The sequence below is a fragment of the Paractinoplanes abujensis genome, assembly GCF_014204895.1.
GTDB classification, from domain to species: Bacteria; Actinomycetota; Actinomycetes; order Mycobacteriales; family Micromonosporaceae; genus Actinoplanes; species Actinoplanes abujensis.
The window spans coordinates 1,466,873-1,487,551 of sequence record NZ_JACHMF010000001.1 but is presented as its reverse complement, the minus strand read 5'-3'; the positions used below and the strand labels follow the sequence as shown (position 1 = coordinate 1,487,551).

The 20,679-nt window shown below is 72.1% G+C and carries 19 protein-coding genes; 10 read left to right on the top strand and 9 right to left on the bottom strand.

What is annotated here, in order from left to right; all coding sequences use genetic code 11:
* Window position 1: 1 nt before the first annotated feature.
* The 3 genes from BKA14_RS06185 (at window position 2) to BKA14_RS06175 (ending at window position 3,432) form a co-directional block, all read left to right on the top strand.
* Entirely contained in the window at window positions 2–1,228 is a 1,227-nt protein-coding gene (locus BKA14_RS06185) for an ABC transporter ATP-binding protein (RefSeq protein WP_184949953.1), read from the top strand.
* On the top strand, window positions 1,225–2,757 hold the full coding sequence (locus tag BKA14_RS06180; protein WP_184949952.1) for a glycoside hydrolase family 13 protein: 1,533 nt from the start codon (window positions 1,225–1,227) through the stop codon (window positions 2,755–2,757). Before BKA14_RS06185 ends, BKA14_RS06180 begins: the two co-directional genes overlap by 4 nt.
* Before the next feature lie 228 nt (window positions 2,758–2,985).
* A complete protein-coding gene (locus tag BKA14_RS06175) occupies window positions 2,986–3,432 on the top strand; it encodes a DUF6918 family protein (RefSeq protein WP_184949951.1) in 447 nt (148 codons plus the stop codon).
* A gap of 41 nt (window positions 3,433–3,473) precedes the next feature.
* On the opposite strand, the gene BKA14_RS43110 is transcribed toward BKA14_RS06175, so the two are convergent.
* Genes BKA14_RS43110 through BKA14_RS06160 form a run of 3 tightly spaced genes read right to left on the bottom strand, consistent with a single transcriptional unit; the run spans window position 3,474 to window position 7,665 of the window.
* Entirely contained in the window at window positions 3,474–4,832 is a 1,359-nt protein-coding gene (locus tag BKA14_RS43110; RefSeq protein ID WP_203721981.1) for a sensor histidine kinase, read from the bottom strand.
* Window positions 4,829–5,518 carry a response regulator transcription factor gene (locus BKA14_RS06165; RefSeq protein WP_184949950.1) on the bottom strand — a complete coding sequence of 230 codons (690 nt, stop codon included), beginning with the start codon at window positions 5,516–5,518 and terminating at the stop codon, window positions 4,829–4,831. Before BKA14_RS06165 ends, BKA14_RS43110 begins: the two co-directional genes overlap by 4 nt.
* 11 nt (window positions 5,519–5,529) lie before the next feature.
* Window positions 5,530–7,665, bottom strand: a complete 2,136-nt coding sequence (locus tag BKA14_RS06160) for an MMPL family transporter (protein WP_203721983.1) — start codon at window positions 7,663–7,665, stop codon at window positions 5,530–5,532.
* Window positions 7,666–7,805: 140 nt separating this feature from the next.
* Between BKA14_RS06160 and BKA14_RS06155 the strand changes: the two genes are divergently transcribed.
* Complete coding sequence (locus BKA14_RS06155; protein ID WP_184949948.1) at window positions 7,806–8,414, top strand: TetR/AcrR family transcriptional regulator; 609 nt, start codon at window positions 7,806–7,808, stop codon at window positions 8,412–8,414.
* Here BKA14_RS06155 and BKA14_RS06150 read toward each other — a convergent pair.
* From BKA14_RS06150 to BKA14_RS06140, 3 genes are all read right to left on the bottom strand, one after another.
* Window positions 8,411–9,955, bottom strand: coding sequence for an ABC-F family ATP-binding cassette domain-containing protein (locus BKA14_RS06150; protein ID WP_184949947.1), 1,545 nt, complete (start codon window positions 9,953–9,955; stop codon window positions 8,411–8,413). The two genes, BKA14_RS06155 and BKA14_RS06150, sit on opposite strands and share 4 nt — an antisense overlap.
* Before the next feature lie 117 nt (window positions 9,956–10,072).
* The gene (locus BKA14_RS06145) at window positions 10,073–10,768 is read right to left on the bottom strand and encodes a GNAT family N-acetyltransferase (protein WP_184949946.1); all 696 of its coding nucleotides are present in this window, start codon (window positions 10,766–10,768) and stop codon (window positions 10,073–10,075) included.
* Window positions 10,769–11,152: 384 nt separating this feature from the next.
* The gene (locus BKA14_RS06140; RefSeq protein WP_184949945.1) at window positions 11,153–11,818 is read right to left on the bottom strand and encodes a TetR/AcrR family transcriptional regulator; all 666 of its coding nucleotides are present in this window, start codon (window positions 11,816–11,818) and stop codon (window positions 11,153–11,155) included.
* A 64-nt stretch (window positions 11,819–11,882) separates the two neighbouring features.
* On the opposite strand from BKA14_RS06140, the gene BKA14_RS06135 reads away from it, so the two are divergent.
* Window positions 11,883–12,779 carry an alpha/beta fold hydrolase gene (locus BKA14_RS06135; RefSeq protein WP_184949944.1) on the top strand — a complete coding sequence of 299 codons (897 nt, stop codon included), beginning with the start codon at window positions 11,883–11,885 and terminating at the stop codon, window positions 12,777–12,779.
* Here BKA14_RS06135 and BKA14_RS06130 read toward each other — a convergent pair.
* Together BKA14_RS06130 and BKA14_RS06125 are read right to left on the bottom strand one after the other, a co-directional pair.
* Window positions 12,770–13,396, bottom strand: coding sequence for a response regulator (locus tag BKA14_RS06130; protein WP_239092451.1), 627 nt, complete (start codon window positions 13,394–13,396; stop codon window positions 12,770–12,772). The genes BKA14_RS06135 and BKA14_RS06130 overlap by 10 nt on opposite strands.
* Window positions 13,389–14,495 carry a GAF domain-containing sensor histidine kinase gene (locus tag BKA14_RS06125; protein ID WP_203721985.1) on the bottom strand — a complete coding sequence of 369 codons (1,107 nt, stop codon included), beginning with the start codon at window positions 14,493–14,495 and terminating at the stop codon, window positions 13,389–13,391. Before BKA14_RS06125 ends, BKA14_RS06130 begins: the two co-directional genes overlap by 8 nt.
* 122 nt (window positions 14,496–14,617) lie before the next feature.
* On the opposite strand from BKA14_RS06125, the gene BKA14_RS06120 reads away from it, so the two are divergent.
* The 5 genes from BKA14_RS06120 (at window position 14,618) to BKA14_RS06100 (ending at window position 19,128) form a co-directional block, all read left to right on the top strand.
* Complete coding sequence (locus BKA14_RS06120; RefSeq protein ID WP_184949943.1) at window positions 14,618–15,289, top strand: SDR family NAD(P)-dependent oxidoreductase; 672 nt, start codon at window positions 14,618–14,620, stop codon at window positions 15,287–15,289.
* A complete protein-coding gene (locus BKA14_RS06115; protein WP_184949942.1) occupies window positions 15,286–16,230 on the top strand; it encodes an S-adenosylmethionine:tRNA ribosyltransferase-isomerase in 945 nt (314 codons plus the stop codon). Before BKA14_RS06120 ends, BKA14_RS06115 begins: the two co-directional genes overlap by 4 nt.
* 157 nt (window positions 16,231–16,387) lie before the next feature.
* On the top strand, window positions 16,388–17,287 hold the full coding sequence (locus BKA14_RS06110) for a transporter substrate-binding domain-containing protein (RefSeq protein ID WP_184949941.1): 900 nt from the start codon (window positions 16,388–16,390) through the stop codon (window positions 17,285–17,287).
* On the top strand, window positions 17,284–18,294 hold the full coding sequence (locus BKA14_RS06105) for a hypothetical protein (protein ID WP_184949940.1): 1,011 nt from the start codon (window positions 17,284–17,286) through the stop codon (window positions 18,292–18,294). The genes BKA14_RS06110 and BKA14_RS06105 overlap by 4 nt, the downstream gene beginning before the upstream one ends.
* A 24-nt stretch (window positions 18,295–18,318) precedes the next feature.
* Window positions 18,319–19,128 (top strand): phosphotransferase family protein, encoded by an 810-nt coding sequence (locus tag BKA14_RS06100; RefSeq protein WP_184949939.1) that lies wholly within the window; start codon window positions 18,319–18,321, stop codon window positions 19,126–19,128.
* A 108-nt stretch (window positions 19,129–19,236) separates the two neighbouring features.
* Here the strand turns inward: BKA14_RS06100 and BKA14_RS06095 are convergent, their stop codons facing one another.
* A complete protein-coding gene (locus tag BKA14_RS06095) occupies window positions 19,237–20,673 on the bottom strand; it encodes an LVIVD repeat-containing protein (RefSeq protein ID WP_184949938.1) in 1,437 nt (478 codons plus the stop codon).
* Window positions 20,674–20,679: the final 6 nt, after the last annotated feature.

Below are 20,679 nucleotides of genomic sequence, written 5' to 3'. Positions count from 1 at the left end.
GATGGCCGCCATTGAGATGCGCAACATCGTCAAGGAGTACGGCGACGGTTTCAAGGCCGTCAACGACATCAGCCTGAGCATCGCCGACGGCGAGTTCATGATCCTCGTGGGGCCTTCCGGCTGCGGCAAGTCCACGCTGCTCCGCATGATCGTCGGGCTGGAGGACATCACCTCGGGCGACATGGTGATCGGCGACGACCGGGTCAACGAGAAAGCTCCGCGCGACCGCAACCTGTCCATGGTGTTCCAGAACTACGCGCTCTACCCGCACCTGACCGTGTTCGAGAACATCGCCTTCCCGCTGCGGCTCAACAAGAAGATCGGTGAGGACGAGATCCGGCGGCGGGTCAACGAGGCGGCCGACATGCTCGAGCTGCACGAGCACCTCGACCGCAAACCGGCCAACCTGTCGGGCGGGCAGCGGCAGCGGGTCGCGATGGGCCGCGCGATCGTCCGCCAGGTCAACGCGTTCCTGTTCGACGAGCCGCTGTCCAACCTGGACGCCAAGCTGCGCGGGCAGATGCGGACGGAGATATCCCGGATGCAACGGCGGCTGGGCACCACAACCGTCTACGTCACCCACGACCAGACCGAGGCGATGACGCTGGGCGACCGGGTGGCCGTGCTGCGCCGCGGCTTCCTGCAGCAGGTCGCCTCGCCCCGCGAGCTCTACGAGCAGCCGGTCAACATGTTCGTGGCCGGCTTCATCGGGTCGCCGCCCATGAACTTCCTGCCCGCCGTGGTCAGCGGCCGGCGGCTCGAACTGCCGTTCCTCGAGACCGACCTGCCCGCCATCGCGGCCGGCAAGGTCACCGACGGGCAGCTGCTGATCGCCGGCATCCGGCCCGAGCACTTCGAGGACGCCCGCCTGCTCGACCCGGCCAAGCGCGACCGCGGGGTGACGTTCCGGGCCAGGGTCGACGTCACCGAGTGGCTGGGCGACTCGCAGTACGCGTACATCCCGTTCGAGGCCAACGAGGAGGTCACCAAGCAACTGGCCGACCTGGCGGCCGAACTCGACAGTGAGGCCTTGCGGACCCAGCTGATCATCTCGATCGACGCGATGAGCCGGCTGCGCGAGAACCACGACGGCGAGTTCTGGGCCGACACCAGCCGGATGCACCTGTTCGACCCGCGGACGGGCGAGAACCTGACCCGTGACGAGGCGGCCGCGGCCGACCTGGCGAGCTACGAGGAGGAGGAGCTCCGCGGACGGACCACCCCATGAGCTGGTGGCGCCACGCGGTGTTCTACCAGGTCTACGTGTGGAGCTTCGCCGACTCCGACGGCGACGGGATCGGCGACCTCCCCGGTGTCCGGTCCCGCCTGCCCTACCTGCGCGACCTCGGGGTCGACGCGGTCTGGCTCAACCCGTTCTACCCGTCCCCGCAGGCCGACAACGGCTACGACGTGGCCGACTACCGCGACGTCGACCCCCGGTTCGGCACGCTGGCCGACGCGGACGCGCTGATCCGCGACGCCCACGACCTCGGCCTGCGGATCATCATCGACCTGGTGCCCAACCACACCTCGTCCGAGCATCCGTGGTTCCGGGCCGCGCTGGCCGACGGGCCGGGCAGCGCGGCCCGCAGGCGCTACCTGTTCCGCGACGGCCGCGGCCCCGGCGGCGCGCAGCCGCCCAACAACTGGACCAGCAACTTCGGCGGGCGAGCCTGGACCCGGGTGCCGGACGGCCAGTGGTATCTGCACCTGTTCGCGCCGGCCCAGCCCGACCTGGACTGGACGTCGGCCGAGGTGCGCGACGAGTTCCACTCGATCCTGCGGTTCTGGCTCGACCGCGGGGTCGACGGCTTCCGCATCGACGTGGCGCACGGGCTGGCCAAGGACCCGCAGATGCCCGACCTGGGTGCGGACCCGACCCGTACGGGCGCCTGCCACCCGCACTGGGACGTCGACGAGGTGCACGACGTCTACCGGGGCTGGCGGCAGGTGCTCGACACCTACCCCGGCGACCGCATGTTCGTCGGCGAAGTGGTGGTGCAGAGCGTCGAACGGCTCGCCCTCTACCTGCGCCCCGACGAGCTGCACACGGCGTTCAACTTCGCCCTGCTGATGGCCCCGTGGCAGGCGGCCGCCCTGCGCCGGGCGATCGGCGACAGCATCGCCGCGCTGGCCGCGGTGGGCGCCCCGCCCACGTGGGTGCTGTCCAATCACGACGAGACCCGGCACGTCACCCGCTACGGCGGCGGCACCCTGGGCGTCCGCCGAGCCCGCGCGGCCGCCCTGCTCATGCTCGCCCTGCCCGGTGGGGCCTACCTCTACCAGGGCGAGGAGCTGGGCCTGCCCGAGGTGGAGCTGCCCGACCGTGTGCGCCGCGACCCCGTCTTCTACCGTACGGGCGGCGCCCAGCGCGGCCGCGACGGCTGCCGCGTGCCCCTGCCCTGGTCGGGCAACGTCCCGTCGTTCGGCTTCGGCCCCGGCCGCGAGGCGTGGCTGCCCCAGCCGGCCACGTGGCGCGCCCTCACGGCCGAGCGCCAGGCCGCCGACCCGTCCTCGATGCTGCAGCTCTACCGGGCCGCGCTGACCCTGCGCCGCCCCATCGACCCCGCCGCCCCGCTGACCTGGCTCCCCACCGGCCCCGACGTGCTGGCCTTCCGCCGTGGCCCCGGTTTCGTCTGCGTGGCCAACCTGGGCGACGCCCCGGCCCCCCTGCCCGCGGGCGCCTCGGTGATGCTCGCCAGCGGCCCGATCGACGCCGGCACCCTTCCCGCGGACACCACCGCGTGGCTGGGCTGACTGCTACGCGCTGTGACCAGTGGGCGACTTCGTTCCTCCGGCCTAGCAGACCCCGGCGTGGGGCGCGACCCCGAAACGCCGCCCGGACGGACCATCCGCATCGACGATCAGGCGGAAGATCCTAGCCGCGGCGGGGCATCTCACGAGACGGGAGAGGCAGGAGTTGAAAGTGATTCTTCATTGAGTAGTCTGCGTGCCGTCGTCTTGTGATGAGGAGCGCGCACAACCATGGTTTCCAACCTTCTTGACCTTTCCGCGAACCCGGCCACGAAGGAGGCCATCGTCAAGGACGCCCAGGCGCTGGTCGAGTCGGAACTCGCCAACAAGTCGGGCATCTCGGCCGGTGCCGTGAAGCTGGCCTACAAGGCCGTCACCTCGTTCGCCCCCGGCTACTACGTCGAGACCCTCAACATCCTGGTCCCGTCGATGCTCGAGGCGCTGCAGCCGTTCTGGGCCGACTTCCAGGTCGCCGGTGGCGGCACGTTCGGTGACTACCTGGTCAAGCGCCAGGACGAGGTCACCCCGGCCCTGCTGAAGGTCACCGACGACATGGCCCACGCCTCGGAGAAGGCCGTCGTCGTCAAGGCCTACAACACCGTTCGCGGTGGCGCGTCGAAGCACATCGAGGCCGCCCTGCCGGCTCTCGGTGGCCTGGTGGAGAAGTACGCCGCCTGATCGCTCGTGCGAAAGGGCCGCCCGGATCGGGCGGCCCTTTTTCACAGCCGCAGGGTGACCGTCGTGCCCTCCCCCACCGCCGACCGCACGTCGACCCGGCCACCGTGGGCGCGGACGATGGCCTGCACGATGGCCAGGCCCAGCCCCGACCCGCCGTAGTCGCGGCTGCGGCTGGACTCGGCCCGCCAGAACCGGTCGAACAGCCGCGGCAGGTCGTCCGGCGCGATGCCCGTGCCGTTGTCGCTGACGTCGATGCGGGCGCCCCGGTCGTCGCGGGCCAGGGTCAGGCCGACCCGGGTGCCCGGCGGGTTGTGCCGCACGGCGTTGCCGACCAGGTTGCGCAGCACCTGCTGCAGGCGGGCGGCGTCGCCCAGCGCGGGCAGACCGTCCGGCGGCGCGGTCAGCGTGATGCCGAGACCGGTGTGGACGACCCGGGCGTCCTCGACCACGCCGGCGGCCAGCGCGGCCAGGTCGAGCGGCCGGCGGTCGAGGGGCCGTCCCGCGTCCAGCCGGGCCAGCAGGCCCAGCTCGTCGACCAGCAGCCGGATCCGGCCCACCTCGTCCTCGATCCGGGTCACCACTTGTTCGACGTCGTCACCGAGCCCGCCCTGGCGGTAGAGCTCGAGCCAGCCCGAGATCGTGGCCACCGGGGTCCGCAGCTCGTGCGAGGCGTCGGCGGCGAACGTGCGGGCCCGGTCCTCGGCGCGGTCCTGGGCGTCGAAGGCCCGGTTGACCGCCGCCGCCAGCACGGCCGTCTCGGCGCGGTGGTCGGCCACGGGCAGCCGCTCACCGCGGGAACCCCGGGCGAGGGCGTCCGCGGACGCGGCCATCTCGGTCAGCGGGCGCAGGCCGACCCGCAGCACCAGCACGGCCAGCGCGGTGAAGACGAGCGCCGCGACCAGGCCGACGAGGGCCAGGCCGCGGACGAACCCGGCGGTGGCCGTCCCGTCGATGTTCGGGTCGTTGACCAGGATGAGCTGGGCCACGTCGTCGGTGGGCCGGTCCGCGTAGACCATCCGCATGCCCGGGGTGGCGACCCGGACGGCCGCCACGTCGTCGCCGGTCTCCAGGATCTGCCCCGGCCCGGCCCGCCCGGCCAGCCGGGCCAGTTCGTACTCCCGGCCCACGCTGGACCCGATCGCGAACAGGATGGTCCCGCCCGCGTCCTGGCCCATGATGCCCAGCGGCGGGCCGAGCATCGTCGCGAACTGCTCGGCGTTGATGGTCTGCGGGCCCGAGCCGACCAGCGCGGTGATGCGCCGCTCGTCGTCGCGCAGCTTGTCCACGGACCGCTCGACGACGTAGTCGTGGACCAGCCAGGCGGTGATGACGCCGCTGGCGGAGAGGGCCACGGCGAACAACGCGAGGAAGCCGGCCAGCAGCCGGGCCCGGATGCTCACCGGCCCGGGGCCCGCAGGGTGTAACCGACCCCGCGGACCGTCTGGATCAGCGGCTCGTGCCCGTCGTCGACCTTGCGGCGCAGGTTGGCGATGAACCGTTCGACGACCACCGAGTCGCCGCCGAAGTCGTACTGCCAGACCGCCTCGAGGATCTGCGCCTTCGACAGCACCTGCCCCGGGCGGGTGATGAGCAGGTGCAGCAGCTTGAACTCGGTGGGGGACAACGCCACCGGCCGGTCCGCGCGCCGGACCTCGTGGCGTTGCGGGTCCAGCGACAGATCGCGGAACGTGAGGGCCGCGCCGGCCGGCACCGCCGCGCCCCGGGCCCGGCGCAGCAGGGCCTCGATCCGGGCCCCCACCTCCACGACGCTGAACGGCTTGACCATGTAGTCGTCCCCGCCCAGCTGCAGGCCGCGGACCCGGTCCTCGACGGCGTCGCGGGCGGTCAGGAACAGCACCGGCACCGCGACGGACCGCGCCCTCAGCATCGTCACGACGTCGAACCCGGTGCCCCCGGGCAGCATCACGTCGAGCACGATGACGTCGGGCGGCGACGCCAGCACCCGGTCGAGCGCCTGCGGGATGTCGGCGGCCACGTCGACCTCGTAGCCGGCGAACCGCAGGGCCGAGGTGAGCAGGCCCCGCAGGCCGGGGTCGTCGTCGACTACGAGGACGCGGTCCATCATTTCTCTCCTGCCTAGCCGACCAGCTCGGGGACGCGCACGGGGGTCTCGGGCTCTCGCATGTCGTGGCCCTCGACATCGACCTCGGGGACCACCCGGTCCAGCCAGCGCGGCAGCCGCCAGGCCCGGTCACCGAGCAGCTGGAGCACGGCGGGCACCAGGGTCAGACGTACGAGGAAGGCATCGACCAGCACCCCGAAGGCCAGCGCGAAAGCGATCGGCATGACGTTGGGGTCGTGCGAGAACAGGAAGCTCACGAAGACGGTGATCATGATGACCGCGGCGGCCACCACCACCCGCCCGGCGTTGCGGCTGCCGGCCCGGATCGCCTCGCGGGCGTCGCCGTGCCGGCTGTAGTGCTCCCGCATGGCCGACACCAGGAAGACCTCGTAGTCCATGGCCAGGCCGAACAGGACGGCCATCACGATGATCGGGGCGAAGCTGGGCACCGGGCCGACCAGCGGCACGCCCAGCAGGTCGGCCAGCCAGCCCCACTGGAAGACGGCCACCATCGCGCCGAACGCCGCACCCACCGAGAGCAGGAAGCCCGCGGTGGCCTTGAGCGGCACCGTCCAGGAGCGGAAGGCGACCAGCAGGAGCAGCAGCGAGAGCCCGACCACGACGACGCCGAAGGGGAGCAGGGCGCCGTTGAGCTTGTCCACGGCGTCCAGGCCGACCACCGTCAGGCCGGTCACCGCGACGGACTCCCCCAGCGGTTCCAGCGCCGTACGCAGCTCGCCCACCAGCTCCATGGTGGCGCTGTCGCGGGGACCCGTGGCAGGGATGACGGCGACCAGCGCGGCCTGCTTGTCGGCGGCGAGGATCGGACCGTTGACGGCGGCGACACCGGGCATCCCCTCGACGGTGCCGATGACCCGCTCGGCCGTGGCGTTCGGGTTCGCCCCGTCGACCAGCACCACCAGCGTGCCGTTGGCGCCGGGGCCGAAGGCGTCGGCGATCAGGTCGTACGCCTGCCGGGGCTCGGAGCCCGGGGCCGCGGACCCGTTGTCGTTGAGGGCCAGCTGCAGTTGCGTGGCCGGGACGGCCAGCACGGCCAGGCCCAGCACCATCGCCACGACCACCTTGCGGGGGTGCCGGATGACGAGGTCGACCCAGCGGGTGGCCAGGCCGGTCGAACGGGTCACGCGAGTCCTCGCCCGGGGCCGCAGCCTCTCCCCGGCCAGGGACAGCACCGCGGGCAGCGCGGTCAGGGCGAGCACGACGGCCACGGTGACCGCACCCGCCGCGGACAGGCCCATCGAGGTCAGCATGGGCACACCGGCCAGCGTCAGCCCGGCCAGCGCGATGATCACGGTCAGGCCGGCGAACAGCACCGAACTGCCCGCCGTGGCGGTGGCCAGCGCGACCGACTCCCGCACCCCCAGGCCCCGGGCCAGCTGGGCCCGGTGCCGCGAGACGACCAGCAGGGCGTAATCGATGCCGACGGCCAGGCCCAGCATCAGGGCCAGGGTCAGCGCGTTCTGCGACACGTCGAACAGCCTCGTCGCCAGCAGGATCCCGCCGGCCGTGCCACCCACGCCGAGCGCCGCCGTGAGCATCGGGATGCCGGCCGCCAGGATCGAGCCGAACGTGACCAGCATGACGAGCAGGGCCACGCCGATGCCGATGGTCTCGGGCACACCGAACGGCTCGAGCTCCTCCTCGAAGGCGTCCCCGCCGAACAGCACCCGGCCGCCGTAGCCGGCACCGGTGGCCCGGACGGCCTCCTGCAGCTCGGGGTCGACCTCGGTGCCCGGAGGCAGGTCGAAGCCGACGGTGGCGACCGCTATGCGGCCGTCTTCGGAGACCTGGTCGAGCGGGTCACCGACCTCGGCGACGTGCTCGACCGTCCGCATCCGCTCGAGTACGGCGGTCATCTGCTTGACGACGGCGTCGTCGTCGATCCGGGCGCCGTTCGGGGCGACGAACACGACGTCGCCCTCGACGCCGCTCGCGCCGGGGAAGTGCCGGTCGACCTTCTCCAGCGCGACCTGCCCCGGGGAGCCGGGGATGGCGTGGCCCGGGGAGAACGAGCCGGCGTAGCCGAAGGCCAGGACGAGGGTGCCGGCCAGGACGGCCAGGGCGGTGGCTAGGAAGAGGAGCCGGCGACGGGCCGCGAGGGCGCCGAGCCGATACAGGAGCTTGGCCACGGGACTGCCTTTCATGACGGGTGGTGAGTCCCGTACAGCCTCGAATCGTGGGTTGACGGCCGGCCCGCTCCGAACTTGACGACTCCTTGACGATCTGGACAGTGTGAGTATTGGGCGGCGCGGACTAGGCTGTCAACGCCATGGCCACCAAGCGCGACACCTATCACCACGGCGACCTGCGGGCGGCGCTCATCGACGCCGGGATCACGCTGGCCCGCACCGGTGGACCGCAGGCGGTAGTGCTGCGTGAGGTGACCCGGATCGTCGGCGTCGCGCCCAACTCGGCCTACGGGCACTTCGCGACGTTGACCGCGTTGAAGTCGGCGGTGGCCGAGCGGGCCCGCGTCGACATGGCCGTCGCGATGGGTGCTGAGCTCGAGGCGGCCGAACCCCTGGCCTACTTGCGCGCGGTCGGGCGGGCCTACGTGCGCTACGCCCTGACCGAGCCCGGCCTGTTCCGCACCGCGATGGGCGGCGACCCCACCGGCCTGCGCAGCCCCGCGGAGTTCACCGCCGCGGAGGAACAACTCAAGCCGCGCCACCATCTGGTCGCCGCGTTGGCGGGCCTGGTCGAGGCGGGCCATCTGCCGCCGGACAAGACCGGGAAAGCCGCGCTGGCCTGCTGGGCCACCGTCCACGGCCTGTCGATCATGCTGCTCGACCTGCTGCCGCAGATGGGCCCGGCCGAGCAGGACGCCGCCGTCGACGACGCGCTCGACGTCCTGCTGGCCGGACTGGCGTCACTTTAGAGGGTGATCGTCCGGTCGATCCCGATCTCGTCGAGGAACCGCTGGTCGTGGCTGACCACCACAAAGGCGCCCCGGTACGCGATGAGGGCCGACTCCAGCTGGGCCACGCTGTCCAGATCGAGGTTGTTGGTCGGCTCGTCCAGCAGCAGCAGCTGCGGCGCCGGCTCGGCGAACAACACGCAGGCCAGCGTGGCCCGCAGACGCTCGCCGCCGGACAGGACCCGTACGGGCAGATGGGCCCTCGACCCCCGGAACAGGAATCGGGCCAGCAGGTTCATCCGCTCGGCGTCGGGCAGTGAGGGCGCGAAACGGGCCAGGCTTTCGGCCACGGTCGCGTCGTCGTCGAGCAGATCGAGCCGCTGCGACAGCAGGGCCACCCGCTGCGCACCCTGGACGATCAGCCGCATCAGGCTCGACTTGCCGGCGCCGTTCGGGCCCAGCAGCGCGATCCGCTCCGGCCCCCGGATGATCAGCTCGTCCAGCAACGGCCGATCCAGGTAGGGCACCCGCAGATCGCGCCCCGAGAACACGGTGCGTCCGGCCGGCACGACGGTCTGCGGCAGCTCGATGACGATCCGGTCGTCCTGCTTGGCGGCCCAGCTGGCCTCGTCGTAGCGGGCCTGCGCGCCGGCCACCCGCGACGCGTGCACCTCGCCGCCACGGGCCGCCGACACCTGCGCGTTGTTCTTGAGGTTGCCGGCGTGGATCCGGGACAGCCCGGCGCTGCCCAGGTTGCGCGAGGCGGTCGACAGCCGCCGGGCCGACCGTTCGCGGGCCTGCTGCGCCTCCCGCTTCTGCCGCTTGAGGTCCTGCTCGGCGTGGCGCACCTGCCGGTCGGCCACCTCCCGCTCGGCTGTCACCGCCTCCGCGTACGCGGTGAAGTTGCCCCCGAACCAGCGGATCTCACCGTCGTCGAGGGCCGCGATCCGGTCCATCTCGTCCAGCAGCGCACGGTCGTGGCTGACCACGATCAGACAACCTCCGTACGCCTTCAGCACCGCGGTCAGCCTGTCCCGGGCGCCGGCGTCGAGGTTGTTCGTGGGCTCGTCGAGCAGCAGCACGTCGGGCCGTTTGAGCAGCTCAGCGGCGAGCCCGAGGGAGACGACCTGGCCGCCGCTGAGCGTGCCGAGCCGGCGGCCGAGCCCCACGTCGCCCAGCCCGAGCCGGTCGAGCTCGGCCCGGCTGCGTTCCTCGACGTCCCAGTCGGAGCCGACCACAGCGAAATGCTCCTCGGCCGGGTCGCCGGACTCGATGGCGTGCAGCGCGGCCACGATGCGGTCGACGCCGAGCACCTCGGCCACGGTCTGGTCGCTCGCGAACGGCAGATGCTGCGGCAGATAACCGAGCGGGCCGCCCAGCGTGATCGTCCCGCCGGTCGGGGTGAGATCGCCCCCGATCAGGCGCAACAGGGTGGTCTTGCCCGTGCCGTTGGCGGCCACCAGGCCGTTGCGCCCGGGCGGGAACGAGGCGGTCAGGTGGTCGAAGACCGGGGTGTCGTCCGGCCAGGAAAAGGACACGTCGGTGCACACGACAGAAGACATGATTCAACTTCCGCAGGAGGGGTGTCGGCAGACGGATCTCGGGGCTCTCACCCGGAGATGTCGTCGTCTCCCAACACGGCACTCTCCTCGTTCGCGGACGCTGCGGTTCCGGCGAGCTTAACGCGCGGCCACCCGGTACGCATGGAAATTTATGTCGCGGCGGTGCCGGAACCCCATCGCCACATAGAGCCGGATCGCGTTGTCATTGGTGCCCGCCGCGTGCAGGAAAGGCCGCTCGCCCCGCTCCCGGATGCCCGCCGCGACGGCCCGCACGAGCCGGTTGGCCAGCCCCTGTCCGCGGTAGGCGGGGTCGGTGCAGACGGCGCTGATCTCGGCCCAGCCCGGCGGGCGCACCCGCTCCCCGGCCATCGCCACCAGCTTGCCGTCGCGGCGCAGCCCCCGATAGCCGCCCAGCTCGCAGGTGCGCGGACCGAACGGGCCGGGCTGGGTGCGGGCCACCAGGTCCAGCATCTCGGGCACGTCGGCCGCGCTCAGGACGACCGCCTCGGGGTCGGGGGCGGCCACCAGATCCTCGCCCGTGAGCTGCACACCGCGGCCGCCGCCGACCCGTTCCCACCCGGCGCCCGGACCGTCGTCGGGCGCGGCGGGCATCAGAACGGTGACGCCCGGGCCGACCAGCTCGGCGAGGTCGGCCCAGGCGGCGGGATCGGCCGCATCAGCGAGAGCCACGAACGGGGACACCTCGGGCTGATAACGCGCGGCCTGCCCCCGGACGAGGGAAACGGTCTTCTGCACGCCGGTCAGCGCGGTCCACACGGGATTGTCCAGCACCGCACGATCCACGGTCGTCATGGGGCCCCTTCCGCCGCCGACTCTCTTTCCTACCGCCCCCACCGGCCGGACGGGCACCCGAAGCAGCGGAGTGTGAGCGGAGGCATACGACCCGCGCCGCAGCGCCTTCACTCGGACTGGTCACGACGATGCGCTCTCGTGGCCCGGCACGTAATGCCTTCGGGACAGCGCAGGGCGGCCGCGCGTACTCAGTGACCAGAGCACGCTCGACGTGGCCGGTGCCGGCCGGCGGGCGAAGTGGGCGGCCGCGCCGGTGAACTGCTGGAGGACGAGGTTGCCGCGGGGGGCACGGGGCCGAACAGGGCCTCCCCCGCGGCGTCGGCGGCCGTGGAGCTGGTGACCCTGAACCCGTACGGGCCGCTTCACCGACGGGCTGTCACCGCCTCAGTGGTGATCGCCCAGCAGACCGGTGAGCACCCGTGACACCGTCTCCTCGAAGTCGGGCGCGGGCACCGCCGACTCGCCGGCCAATGCGGCCGTCAGGTGGGGGTGCCGGCCGTCCGCGATCGCGTGGGCCAGGTAGGCGCCCTGTCTCTGCCGCGCCCCGGAGCCACCGTTGTGCTCGCTCAGGGCCAGGGCGGCGGTGAGCGTGTTCATCACAGCGAACGTCTCCAGTTTGCGGCCCACGCCGGCCGGGTGACCGGCCAGCACGGCCAGCACGTGTTCGAGCAGGTCGGTGCCGTGCGGGCCGAGCGCCGAGCGGGTCAGCACCAAGCCGGGCAGCCAGGTGTGCCGCCGCATCAGCTCGCGGGCCTGCCGGCACACCTCCAGCAGGCCGGGCAGCCAGGGGCCACCCGGTGGGGGCAGGTCGTAGCCCGCGGCCACCTCGTCGATCATCAGGTCGAGCAGGTCGTCGCGGCTGTCGACATAGCGGTAGAGCGAGGCCGGCCCGGTGCCGAGCTCGGCGGCCACCCGGCGCATCGACACCGCGGTCAGACCTTCCCGGTCGGCCAGCGCGATCGCGGCCGTGGTCACGTCGGCCCGGGTCCGCTCGGCGGGCCGGCCCACCCCCGCGCGCCGCTCCCTCAGCCAAACCGGTACCGCCTCCATGGCCGACATCCTATCTTTTCGTGTACGGTGTTCGCGAACATTGTTCTCGAAGGGTGGGGCGACCATGACCAGGACTCCGTACACGGCCCGCAACGGCGACGTGCGACTGGCGGCCGACGACCTCGGCGGCGCCGGTGGTGACCCGCTCCTGCTGCTGATGGGGTTGGGCGTGTCCCGCTTCTACTGGCCCGACGGCCTGGTCACGGCGCTCATCGAGGCCGGGTTCAGCGTGGCCTCGTTCGACGGCCGCGACTCCGGTGGCTCCACCCACTTCGACGACGCCCCGGTCACCGACCCGGTGCGCGGGCTGCTGCGCGGGCGGCCGCTGGCCTACACCGCCGAGGACATGGCCGACGACACCGTGGCCGTGCTCGACGCGCTCGGCTGGCAGCGCGCCCACCTCTTCGGCATCTCCCAAGGCGGCCTGGTCGCGCAGCGCACCGCCCTGCGCCATCCGGGCCGCGTGCACAGCTTGACCTCGTTCGCAGCCGTGCCCAGCGATGCCCGGGGCGCCGCCGTGCTGCTGCGCTACGTGCGCCTGCCGTTCCTGGTCCGGCTGGCCCGCATGCGTCACCCCGCCGGGCGCGACGGTGACGTGGCAGCCGGTCTCGACCTGTTGCGGGCGGTCGCGTCGCCGGGCTATCCGTTCGACGAGGCCGACGCCCGCCTGCGGGTGGAGCGCGAACTCGACGCCGGGCTGCCCAGCGGCGTGCGCGACAGCCGGGCCCAAGCACGGCAGACCAGCGCCACCTGGCACGGACCGCGCCTGCGCGACCTTCGCGTGCCCACCCTGGTGCTGCACGGCGAGCGGGACCCGCTGGCCCGTCCGGCCGCGGGCCGCCGCATCGCCGCGTCGGTGCCGGGAGCCCGGTACGTCGAACTGCCCGGTGTGGGCCACGATCTGCCCCGCGCGATCTGGCCGGCCGTGGCCACGGAGATCCGGGCCGTCGCTCAGGGGTGATCGCCGGGGACCAGCCCGGTGCGTACGGCGTGCAGAGCAGCCTGGGTGCGGTCGGCCAGGCCGAGCTTCATCAAGATGCTGGACACGTGGGTCTTGACCGTCTTCTCGGCCACGACCAGGGCCCGCGCGATCTCGCGGTTGGAGCGGCCCTCGGCGATCAGGGCCAGCACGTCGCGTTCGCGGGCGGTCAGGACCGGTGTGCCGGGCGGGGCGCCCAGCAGCGTGGCGGCCACGTCGGCTTCGAGCAGCAGGTGACCGGCGTGGACCGAGCGGACGGCGGCGACCAGTGCGTTGGGGTCGACGTCCTTGGAGAGGTAGCCGCGGGCGCCGGCCTTCATCGCGGGCACCAAACGGTCGCTGAAACTGGTGACGACCAGGACCTTGACCGGCGAACCGCGGTGGCGCAGCTCCTGCAGCACCGCCACCCCGTCCATGCCGGGCAGCACCATGTCGAGCAGCACCACATCGGGTTCGGTCGCGTCGGCCAGCGCGAGCGCGGCCGGGCCGTCCGCCGCCTCCCCGGCCACGGTGATGTCCCCGGCCAGTTCGAGGAAAGTGCGCAGCCCCCGCCGTACGGCGGGATGGTCGTCGACGATCAGCACGCGGATGTCAGGCACCGGGCACCTCCAGCCGGACGACGGTGCCGCCGCCCGGCGACGACGTGATCGTGGCCTTGCCGCGCACCTGGCAGGCCCGGTCCCGCATCGAGCGCAGCCCGAGGCTGCGGCCCGCCTTGAGGGTGGCGTCGACGTCGAAGCCCGTCCCGTCGTCGGCCACCTCCAGCACCGTGCCGGCCAGGCGCACCTCGATCCGGTGGGCGCCGGAGTGGCGTACGGCGTTGTGCAGCGCCTCCTGAGCCACACGCAGCATCACCGCCTGCTGAGCCGGGGGCAGCACCGCGGGCTCGCCGGAGTGGAACACCAGCGTGGGACCGGACGCGCGGTCCAGGATCTGTACCTGTTTGCGCAGCACGTCGGGCAGGCCGTCCTCCGCCAGCCGGGCCGGCCGCAGTTCCAGCACCGCCGCGTGCAGCTCCTCGGCGGCCTCGCGGGCCAGCGCCGACACCTCGGCCAGCCGGGCCCGGGCCGCCGCCGGGTCCCGGTCGATCAGCAGGTCGGCCGCCTGCGCGGTCAGCCGCAGCCCGAACAGCCGCTGGGCCACCGCGTCGTGCAGGTCGTGGGCGATGCGGGCCCGTTCCTCGGCGATCGTGAGCTCGCGGTTGCGCGCGTACAGGCGGGCGTGGGTCAGGGCGATCGCGGCGTGCGCGGCCAGGACCCGAACGAGCTCGGTGTCCTCGTCGGTGAAACCGCCGGGCTTGTTGGCCAGGTAGAGCGCGCCCAGGATCTCGTCGCCGCTCATGATCGGCACGCCGAGGAACGCCCGCAGCACCGGATGGGCCGCCGGCCACCAGTCGAAGCGCGGATCGGCCCGGATGTCGTCGAGCCGCTGGACCTCGGGTTCGCGCAGCATCACCGCCAGGAAACCGTGCTGCCGGGGCAGCGGGCCGATCGCCTCCTGCTGCTCCTCGGGAACGCCGGACACGACGAACTGGGCGAACGACCCGTCCTCGTCGGGCACGCCCAGCGCCGAGTATTCGGCCGCGGCCAGCTCGCGGGCGGTGTCGACGATCGTCTGCAGCACCTCGGGGACGGTGAGCTGGTTGCTCACCGCCAGCACGGCCGCCGACAGCCGGCGCGCGGTGTGCAGCGGTTCCACGCGCCCACCCTAGCCATCGGGCGCCGAACCGGCCTGGGGCAATGGTCCTAGGACCAAGGTCGCGCCGGGAAGGCGACCCTGGCCCGAGGCCGGGAACGGGTGCCGGCGAGCAGGGTCGAGGCATGACACAGACAGCAGTGATCACCGGAGCCTCCCAGGGGCTGGGCGCCGCGCTGGCCCACGCGTTGTCCGGCGCCGGGTGGAATCTCGTTCTCGACGCCCGTACGGGCAAAGATCTTGACCTGGTGGCGGCTTCGTTGCCCGGCGTCGTGGCGATCACGGGCGACGTCGTCGACGACGACCATCGGGCCGAGCTGGCCGCGGCCGCGGACAAGCTGGGCGGGGCCGACCTGCTGATCAACAACGCGTCCACGCTGGGCGGCAGTCCCCCGCCGGCGCTGGGCGACTTCCCGCTGCCCGCGCTGCTCGACACGTTCGAGGTCAACGTGCTGGCCCCGATCGCGCTGACCCAGCTCGTGCTCCCGCAGCTGCGGCAGTCGGGCCGCGGCGCCGTGCTCAACCTCAGCTCCGACGCGGCCGTGGAGGCGTACGAGGGCTGGGGCGGTTACGGCGCCGCGAAGGCCGCGCTGGACCACGCGAGCCGGGTGCTGGCCAAGGAGGAACCGGATGTGCGGGTCTGGTCGGTGGACCCGGGCGACCTGCGCACGCGGCTGCAGCAGCTGGCCTTTCCGGGCGAGGACATCTCCGACCGGCCGCTGCCCTCCTCGGTGGTGCCCTTCTTCCTGAAGCTGATCGACGAGCGTCCCGCCTCGGGAAGGTACGTGGCCCGGTGACCGTGACTTTCTCCTTGCCGCCGGCCCTCGAGGCGCGCGCGCCGGCGGAACCCCGGGACGGTGTGCGCCTGATGGTGAGCCGGGGCACGTCGGTGAGCCACCACCGGTTCCCGGAGCTGCCGAGCCTGCTCGAACCGGGTGACCTGTTGGTGGTCAACAACTCGGGCACGCTGCCGGCCGCCCTGCAAACCTCTGACGGCGTACGGGTTCACGTCTCGACCTCGCTGCCCGACGGCACCTGGCTGATCGAACCGCGCGACACCGGCATCGCCCGGCCCGGCCTGCGCCTGCCGGTGCCCGAGGGCTCGCTGACGCTGCTGCGCCCGTTCACGTCGCGGCTGTGGGTGACCGCGGCCGACGTGCCCGGCGATCGGGTGTCCTACCTGACACGGCACGGTCGAGCGATCCGTTACAGCTACACCGATCGCGACTGGCCGATCGAGACCTACCAGAACGCGTACGCCACCGTGCCCGGCAGCGCCGAGATGCCCAGCGCGGGGAGGCCGTTCACTCCGGCGGTCCTCTCCGCGCTGGCCGGGCGGGGCGTGCTGGTCGCGCCGATCACCCTGCACACCGGCGTGGCGTCGGCCGAGGCGGACGAGCCGCCCTATCCCGAGTGGTTCCGCGTGCCCGCGCCCACGGCCCGGCTGATCCCCCACGTACGGGCCTCGGGCGGGCGGGTCATCGCGGTGGGCACAACGGTGGTGCGCGCCCTGGAGACCGGGACCGCCGAAGGGTGGACCGACCTCGTCATCACCCCCGAGCACCCGATCCGGACGGTGGACGGGCTGATCACCGGCCTGCACGAGCCGCGGGCCTCCCACCTGATGATGCTCACCGCCGTCGCCGGCGAGGAGGCCCTGCGCGCGAGCTACACCGCGGCCCTGCGCGAACGCTACCTCTGGCACGAATTCGGCGACGTCCATTTGCTGCTGCGCTGAGGCCGTATTCGCGAATCTCTTTCGAGGGAATGGTTTTTGCGGGGCCGCTACATTAGCGGCTCCACAAATACCTTTTCGCCGCCGAGGTGGCCCCTTGTCGAATACAAATAGTCCTCATTCCGCTTGGCGCCGGGCGCTGACCGCCTCGAGTGTGGCGGTGGCAGTTCTGCTGGCCGGGGCGGCCGCCTGCGCCGCGGAGGAGGACCCGAAAGAGACAGTCGATTCGCTGCGGGAGAAGTCGCCCACCCTGCAGGCGGTCGCGCGGCGGGCCCGGATCCGGATCGGGGTGCGCGAGGACATCCCGTACGTGTCCTATCTCGAATCCGGGCGCCGCACCGGATTCGAGATCGAGATCGCCCGGGCGCTGGCCGATGAGCTCGGGTACACCGAAGACAAGATCGAATGGGTGAAGGTGGAGACGCTGCCCGCCCGCCTGTCCGTGCTTCAGCAGGACAACGCGGACATGGTCGTGGCCAGTCTGTCGATGACGGCGAAACGCGAGGAACTGGTCGACTTCGCCGGCCCGTACCAGCTGGTTCCGCAGCAGGTCCTGGTACGCCGCGACCGGACGAAGACCCTGGCCACCATCGCCGACCTGCGCCGCAAGGACGTCCGCGTGTGCACCACCACCGGTTCCACGTCGGAGAAGGTGCTGGGCGACAAGAAGATCGAGGCGCAGCCGGTCGACACGAACAAGGCGTGCATGGACGGGCTGCGGGACGGCACCTACGACGCGTTCAGCACCGACCTGCCGATCCTGGCCGGAATGGCGCAGGCGGATCGGGTGGAAAGTGGCGAGGACCTGTTCGAGTTGCTGGACCTGGCCATCGCCGACGAGGACGAGAAGATCGGCGTGGCCGTGCCCGACGGGGACAGTGCCATGCGCAAAGTGATCGCCTGGTATCTGCACCGGTGGGAGGCCGACGAGACGAACAGCCGCTGGCAACGGGCCTACGACAAGACCATCGGCCCCTACCTCGGCGCCCGGTACGGTTCCCAGCCACACCTGGACAACCCGCCGGACCTGGCCGACTACGACTCCAAAGCCCCCCGGTGAACACGCGCGCGGGGCATCTGGCCCGCCGCGAACACCGTGAGGCGTTCTGGACCGTGGTGCTGGGTGTGCCGGCCACCCTGTCCGTCCTACGGCTGTGGGTCGAGTCCGGCGGCGACTTGCAGACCTTGCTGCTGCTGGTGGCCAACGTGGGCGCCCTCAACCTCGGGGCCGCCCTGTTCGCGACCGTCGCTCCGCTGATCACCGGGGTGCTGATCGCCGTCTTCGCCGTGGGCGGCGCGCTCCGGGTGACCGCCGACTCGGCCCCGGACGACAGCCGGGTGCGCCGGTTCCCACCCGTGATCGCCCGGGCCACCGAGGCCACCCCACCCTGGTTCATCGGCGCCATGTTCGCGCTGGCCCTGCTGACCTGGCCCATCTACGCGCTGCCGCTGCTGCTGCCGGCGGCCGTGGCCACCGCCCAGCGGCCACCGTGGCGGCTGCACGACCGGTGGATCGTCGGCGCCGGGCTGTGCCTGGCCGCGCCGGCCGGCTACGCCTGGCTCGTCGGCCCAGCCGTGCGGCAGGCCTGGGCCGGCGGCGAACCGCTCATCGCCGCCCTCCTCACGCTGCCCCCGCTGGTGGCGTTCGGCGTCTGCGGGCCACTGCCCGCCCGCGTCGCCCGCCTCTTCGCCGTGCTGGCGTCCGCGGCCGTCGCGGCGCTCGCCGCCCTGGCCGTCCAGTCGGCCGTTCGGACACCCGTCCTGCCGTTGGTGGTGACGCAGGTCCAGACCGGCCGGGAAACGGAATACCTGCGCGGTCACATCGTCAGCGTCGACGATGTCCACCTGGTGCTGCTGCGGGAACGCGGCGGCGTCCGCTACATCCCGATCAAGAACGTCACGTCCACGGTGCTCTGCGGCACCCCGCAGGAGATCCCCGCCTTCGCCACCCGGGTACGTGACTACCACGTCGAGGATTCCCTGCTCAGGGCCGTGGGCCGGCACACCCGGCCCCGCGCGGTGATCGACCCGCTGTGCCGGATGGCGCCATTGGACCGCATCTCCTGACGGGCCTTGAGCTACGGTGCTCCGGTGCACGAGTCTGCGGCCCGGCGGGCCACCCGCGCAGCCTTGTCGGTCGCCTCCGCGGCCGGCCTGACCGTCCACGACGCCACCACGCTGCACAACTCCAACAAACTCACCCTGCGCCTGCAGCCCTGCGACGTCCTGGCCCGTGTGGCCCCCGCCGCGGACCAGTCCGCCCAGCTCGAAGTGGACATCGCCCGGCGGTTGTCGGAGGCCGGGAGCCCGGTCGCCGCGCTGATCACACCCGAGGTCCTCGTACGGGACGACTTCGTGATCACCCTGTGGACCTACTACGAGCAGGCGTCCGCCCCCGCGATCCCACCCGCCGGCTACGCCGGGGCGCTCGACCGTCTGCACGCCGGAATGCGCCAGGTCGACCTGCCCACCCCGCACTTCACCGACCGGGTCGCGGCAGCCCGGACCCTCGTGGCCGACCCCACCCGCACCCCGAGGCTGCCCGACGCCGACCGGGCTTTCCTCGCCGCGACGTTGGACCGCCTGAGCCGAGCGGTCAGCGGCCGGCCCGAACAGCTCCTGCACGGCGAACCCCACCCCGGCAACGTCCTGGCCACCCCGGCCGGCCCAGTGTTCATCGACTTCGAGACGTGCTGCCGCGGTCCGATCGAGTTCGACCTGGCCCACGCCCCCGGCGAGGTCGCCCGGCACTACCCCGGCGTCGACCACGACCTGCTCCGGACCTGCCGGTCCCTGATGCTGGCATTGATCACCACGTGGCGCTGGGACCGCAACGACCAGTTCCCCGACGGCCACCGGCTCGGCGTCGCCTGGCTGGACGACCTCCGCCGGACGGTCTGACCACGACGCCCGGCCAGGTCGGGCTGCGTGAGCGGCGAACACCACTTCGTCGGCTGATCAGCAGGAACGCCCGCCCCGTGGTGCGGGGCGGGCGTTGCTGTCAGTGCCTTACCACCAGCGCAGGAAGTTGTCCTGGGTCTGGGCGTTGAACGTGTCCGCCCGGAAGAGCTTGGCGATCGCCGTGCGGGGGTCCTTCAACTCCAGCACGTCGACGCCCTTGGTGATGTCGTTCGAGTAGATGTAGCCGTTGTACCAGTACGCCGACCAGGAGCCGCCGCCGGTGAGGGTCTCCAGGGAGAGCGGGCCGCGCTCCCAGTAGGCGATCTCCTTGGGGCGGCGCGAGTCGGTGAAGTCCCACACCGAGACGCCGCCCAGATACCAGGCCTGGACCATGATGTCGCGGCCCGGCACCGGGATGAGCGAGCCGTTGTGGGCGACGCACACCTCGGTGTCCGCGTTGTAGCGCGGAATCTTGTAGTAGCTGCGGAACTCGAGCTTCTTCTTGCCCTTCTTGGTGACGATGTCGTAGATGGCGTCGGCGCCGCGGTTGGGGCCGATCTCCTCGTTGCAGGTGGCCGCGCCGCCGCCGCCGAGCTCGTCGGTGAAGACGATCTTGGTGCCGCTGTTGTTGAACGTGGCCGAGTGCCAGAAGGCGAAGTTGACCTCGTCGCGCACCGTCGTGATGACGGTGGGCTTCGCGCGGTTCTTGATGTCGAACAGCACGCCGTCACCCATGCAGGCGCCCGCGGCCAGGTCCTTCTCGGCGTACACGGTGATGTCGTGGCAGCCCGTGGTGGCGGAGCCGGACTCGCTGCCCGGGAAGCCGCCGTCGGGGAACACGACCGGGGTCGCGACCACTGCCGCGGCGGCCGGGTTGTGCAGCGGCACCTTGACGACCGAGATCTTGTCGTGCGGCAGCGCGCAGTTGGGCTGGTCGGAGCCGGCCAGGTTGTACGACGACACGTACAGGTAGACGTTCTTGTCGCCGCGTTTGCCGGGCACCAGCGTCTGCGTGTGCGAGCCGCAGTCCGTCTTGACCGACTTGACGTACTTCGGCGTCAGCGGGTTGCTGATGTCGAAGACCTTGATGCCTTCCCACCGCTCACCCGGCACCGCGGTCGTCGACGCCTCGTTGACGCACGTGTCGTTGGTGCGCTGCGAGTCGGTGCCGAGGAACAGCAGGTTGCCGGTGACGGAGATGTCGTTCTGCGAGCCCGGGCACAGCACCTGCGCCGCGACCTTGGGCTCCTTGGGCTTGCTGACGTCGTACACGTAGAAGCCGTTGTAGTTGCCGCCGTACGCGTACTTGCCCTGGAACGCCCAGTCCGTGTTGGTGCCCGTGAGCGGGCCGGACTTGTCCAGGTGGGCCACCTGCTTGAGGTTCGGGCTGCTGACGATCTCGTCGACGCCCGGAATGGTGCCCGGATCGGCGGGTGCCTGCGCGGCGCTGCTGGCCGGGGCCGTCATCAGTCCGACGGCCAGGGCGGCCGCGCTGACGGCGGCCAGGCGCTTCAGCATCCGCCCTCGTGGGGCAGTGTGCTTCATGGGGCT

Coding starts and splice junctions, on each gene's coding strand:
- BKA14_RS06185 (WP_184949953.1), top strand. CDS start 2: ATGGCCGCCATTGAGATGCGCAACATCGTCAAGGAGTACGGCGACGGT.
- BKA14_RS06180 (WP_184949952.1), top strand. CDS start 1,225: ATGAGCTGGTGGCGCCACGCGGTGTTCTACCAGGTCTACGTGTGGAGC.
- BKA14_RS06175 (WP_184949951.1), top strand. CDS start 2,986: ATGGTTTCCAACCTTCTTGACCTTTCCGCGAACCCGGCCACGAAGGAG.
- BKA14_RS06165 (WP_184949950.1), bottom strand. CDS start 5,518: ATGATGGACCGCGTCCTCGTAGTCGACGACGACCCCGGCCTGCGGGGC.
- BKA14_RS06155 (WP_184949948.1), top strand. CDS start 7,806: ATGGCCACCAAGCGCGACACCTATCACCACGGCGACCTGCGGGCGGCG.
- BKA14_RS06150 (WP_184949947.1), bottom strand. CDS start 9,955: ATGTCTTCTGTCGTGTGCACCGACGTGTCCTTTTCCTGGCCGGACGAC.
- BKA14_RS06145 (WP_184949946.1), bottom strand. CDS start 10,768: ATGACGACCGTGGATCGTGCGGTGCTGGACAATCCCGTGTGGACCGCG.
- BKA14_RS06140 (WP_184949945.1), bottom strand. CDS start 11,818: ATGGAGGCGGTACCGGTTTGGCTGAGGGAGCGGCGCGCGGGGGTGGGC.
- BKA14_RS06135 (WP_184949944.1), top strand. CDS start 11,883: ATGACCAGGACTCCGTACACGGCCCGCAACGGCGACGTGCGACTGGCG.
- BKA14_RS06120 (WP_184949943.1), top strand. CDS start 14,618: ATGACACAGACAGCAGTGATCACCGGAGCCTCCCAGGGGCTGGGCGCC.
- BKA14_RS06095 (WP_184949938.1), bottom strand. CDS start 20,673: ATGAAGCACACTGCCCCACGAGGGCGGATGCTGAAGCGCCTGGCCGCC.